Here is a 793-nt window from a genome sequence, read left to right as displayed (position 1 = left end):
AAATTTACTTAGCTATCGAGCCTGTTCCATGCTCTATTTATGATTATACTAACAGTCGCAATCCTTCACGCTTGATATTGATAGAAGCGTTCCAATCTCTATCTGCCACAAAACCACAATCACAATGGAATATGCGCTCAGAAAGAGATAGAGACTCCTTTACTTGACCGCAACTTGAACAAGTTTTGGATGATGGAAACCACTTATCTATTTTGATAAGCTTTTTCCCCTGCTCCTCTAACTTGTATTGGAGAAAGGTGGTGAACATGCCCCAGCCATTATCATGGACACTTTTGCCAAAATGGAGGGCTTGAGACATCCCTTTCATGTTGAGGTCTTCGATAACCACGCAGTCATACCGTTTCGCTAATTTGTGTGATTCCTTGTGTAGAAAGTCTTTTCGTTGGTTCGCAATTCTTTCATGTAGCTTCGCTACTTTCAGACGCTGTTTGTGCCAACGATTAGAGCCTTTCTTTCTGCGTGATAGAATACGCTGTTCCTTCGCTAATTTTCCCAAGGCTTGGCGATAGAAACGAGGGTAATTGGCTGTCTTACCTTCTTCGCTATCGACGAATAAGCCATTCATGGAAAAATCTAATCCAACAACAGCTTGTACTTCTTTTTGTGTAGGTTGATATTCGTATTCAGTGAGAATAGAAACATAGTATTTTCCTGTTTTTGTTCGAGAAACCGTACAAGACTTGAGGATATGATGTGACGGGATTTCCCGATGTTGTTTCATTTTTACAAGTTTCAGTTTCGGTAATTTGATATAGCCATCCAAAAGCATAAT

General features: G+C 40.0%; 1 protein-coding gene. It reads right to left on the bottom strand.

The genetic code is table 11. The features are described from left to right. Positions 1-43: 43 nt before the first annotated feature. Positions 44-793, bottom strand: a 750-nt coding sequence (locus BEN26_RS13830; RefSeq protein WP_181482311.1) for an RNA-guided endonuclease InsQ/TnpB family protein, incomplete at its 5' end; no start/stop codon positions are given.

Source organism: Tepidibacillus sp. HK-1 (genome assembly GCF_001748485.2).
Lineage (GTDB): Bacteria > Bacillota > Bacilli > Tepidibacillales > Tepidibacillaceae > Tepidibacillus_B > Tepidibacillus_B infernus.
Note: the sequence above shows the minus strand (reverse complement) of the source record. Positions and strands in the feature narration are given on the sequence as shown.